At 42.4% G+C, this 2817-nt stretch carries 3 protein-coding genes; all 3 read left to right on the top strand.

Going from position 1 to position 2817, the window contains the following annotated elements; all coding sequences use genetic code 11:
* Positions 1-242: 242 nt before the first annotated feature.
* Positions 243-680 (top strand): hypothetical protein, encoded by a 438-nt coding sequence (locus INF61_RS22655; RefSeq protein ID WP_193548148.1) that lies wholly within the window; start codon positions 243-245, stop codon positions 678-680.
* Complete coding sequence (locus INF61_RS22650) at positions 649-1920, top strand: relaxase/mobilization nuclease domain-containing protein (RefSeq protein ID WP_029497371.1); 1272 nt, start codon at positions 649-651, stop codon at positions 1918-1920. The genes INF61_RS22655 and INF61_RS22650 overlap by 32 nt, the downstream gene beginning before the upstream one ends.
* A 304-nt stretch (positions 1921-2224) precedes the next feature.
* On the top strand, positions 2225-2817 hold a 593-nt coding region (locus INF61_RS22645), incomplete at its 3' end, for a hypothetical protein (RefSeq protein ID WP_193548147.1).

Below are 2817 nucleotides of genomic sequence, written 5' to 3'. Positions count from 1 at the left end.
GTTTATGATTGTTAGTTATATTTTTTGAAGTTAAATAACTTTTCGGATACTAATTAAAAGCAAGGGCTAACTCATCGAAGCGCTACGCTGCTTCTTCGAGTTCCCCTTGTTTTTTTCGCCCTTCGGTTGAAAAAAATCAAAAGCAAAATCAAGACACTACATTGACATTATCCGAATCTATCATATAAATAAATTAAGCATAAGGAATATGCTTTTATTTAATTATATGAAAAGGAGTTCATATGGTCGAAAGTGATACTTTTAATAAGATCGTTGTAAGTAAGCATTCCCGTAATGGAAGCGTTAACGAAGCGAAGCTCTCATACAACCAGCTTCGTTCTCATTGCGTCAGTGTCAGATTAAATAATGAAGAGCTAACGCTTCTCAATGAGAAACGAGGTCGTCATCGTAAAGGCGAGTGGCTTCGCTTATCTTTGCTTAATAAACTCCCAGCTGTCGTTCCAGCCATCAATTTTGAAGCCTGGAAAACCCTTGGTGAGATTTCGCAGAAGCTAAACAAGCTTGTGGCTCATCTTGATAGCAAGAGCTATGAAAGCCCTCTGACGCAAACTGAACTCTTCGCCGTAAAGCGCCAGGTCTCAGAGCTTCGCTTGCATTTAATTACCGCTGACCTGTGGAGAGCTTCCCATGAAGGGGATGCAGAAGATAAAGCGAGGTAAGAACTTCGCTGGCGTAGTGTTTTATGCATTGAGGCCAGCTTCGCATCATAAACCCCCCCCATCAGTTATTGGTGGCAATATGGATGGAAGCAATGCCGGAGAGTTGATTGCAGAATTCAATGCGACTAAAGCGCTTCGCCCGGATCTTGCTAAACCCGTCTGGCACAATTCGCTTCGCTTGCCGAAAAACGAAGCGCTGACAGATGCTCAGTGGTCAGAGATTGCTGATGATTACATGTCCCGAATGGGCTTCTCTGAAACGCACCTCAGATGCTATGTCCTCCATGATGATGCGGCCGGCCAGCACATCCATATCATCGCCAGTCGCATCGAACTCAGTTCGGGGAAGCTCTACTTAGGTAAAAATGAGAACCTTATCAGCACCCGTATCATCCAGGATCTTGAACAAGACTACCAGCTAACAAGAACCAAAGGACCGAAAGCTTCTCCAGCAGCGCCCTCACCTACACCGAAGCTCAAAAAATCCCGTAATGAGATGATGATAGAAAAGAGAACTGGTGAGCTATGCCCAAAAGGATTCATCCAAAACGCCCTTAACGAACTGCTTGATACCAGGCAATCGATTACCGACTTCGTGCAACAGCTTGTGGCACAAAATATCAGGCCAATCCCTAACATTGCCTCTACTGGACGCATGAACGGCTTCTCATTCGAATACAACGGGATTGCTTTCAAAGCATCTCAATTGGGAAAAGGGTATTCCTGGTCTGCCTTGCAAAGCAGAATCGACTACCAACAGGAACGTGATAATACTTTCCTGTTTAAACTGAAATCATCTGTCAGAGAAACATCTGTTAGTGCAACTCATGATATGGTCATAACTATAGATGCTCCTGAAACCACGACAGAATACGTTAACCGCCCCATAGAAGCACTTATCCTCGATAAACGAGCTGCTGGTCAGGACGAATACTCTATCGCTTCTGTCGAAGCGCTTCTCCCAGAAGCTGTTGCAACTAACAAAGAAGCGATAGCAACCGAAACGTTAAAAGTAGCGCCCAAGCGAAGCTATAAGGCTTCAACGTTCAGATGGTTAGAGACCATCCCCTATCTCAATACCATTATTACCATCTTCAAAAACCTCAAAATCCCAACCCTTAAACGCCCTCAAAAACACAAAACCATCACTAGCGTGAGAATGGTAGAGATTACGCCTCTCCCCCAAAAAAATCTCATTGAATCAGCACCTCAATCCAGAAGAGCTTCGCTTTCGATGTAAGGCTGTCAAGCCTTTTTGATAGATACAGGTCAATAATTTGATCGTTTATACCGATCGATATTCTTTTGTTGATAGCCTGCATCTATCATTAATCTTTAATCGATCGGTACAAGTGATTTGCCTTTCCTGTAAACCCAGTCAAAATGTGATTTCACACCAAAGAATATAACAGACTGATTTAACTAGCCTATTTACGTATTCAACTAACATGCAGGTTTTGAAATGGCAGATACCATCTCATCTGTAGTCCCTGATTTCTTCATACATCGAATATGAATTTAACATCTAACACAAAGGAACTTGTATGAGCATCTCCACCACGAAACGCCGCAATGAAGAAGTCAACGTTGGTCTTTCTGATCGTCGGAAAGCAGAGATTACAGCCCCAACGTTTGATCTGTTTGGTGAAACTTACACGTTTGTTAAGACTTTCTCTGGCACTGTAATTAATTCCAACCCAAGCAATAATCAGATCTGGGTAAAAACCGACGCTGGGGATGAGAAGCAGATTTCCGACTATGGTATCCCCTTCAGAAGTTCACACACTATTTATAAATACGAGCTGCACCAGTATAGTGAGGATGGTTCGTATAACGTGTATAAAGATGCACTTATCGTTAATAAGAACACGGGAGAACATGAAGTAAACTTAAACAGGAAAAAAGTTGTCATCCCCGCTTTTCTGACAATGCTGTTCCATAATGCTTCTACAGCATCGTATTACAGAGCAATGCCTGTTTCGAAACTATTCTCTATTGTTTTCATTTTACTTTGTGCTGCTGCACTTATTTCATTTCTCACATTGCCTTGGGGCTTTAAAGATGGATATGTGTGGGATGAGCACAAGTATATGTGGCTCACATATTTCCTATCAAGGATCGGAAGCTTCGTTTGTAT

It is taken from the genome of Enterobacter cloacae complex sp. P18RS, from assembly GCF_014982105.1.
Lineage (GTDB): Bacteria > Pseudomonadota > Gammaproteobacteria > Enterobacterales > Enterobacteriaceae > Enterobacter > Enterobacter hormaechei_C.
This window is presented reverse-complemented; position numbering and strand designations above follow the sequence as displayed.

Coding starts and splice junctions, on each gene's coding strand:
- INF61_RS22655 (WP_193548148.1), top strand. CDS start 243: ATGGTCGAAAGTGATACTTTTAATAAGATCGTTGTAAGTAAGCATTCC.
- INF61_RS22650 (WP_029497371.1), top strand. CDS start 649: ATGAAGGGGATGCAGAAGATAAAGCGAGGTAAGAACTTCGCTGGCGTA.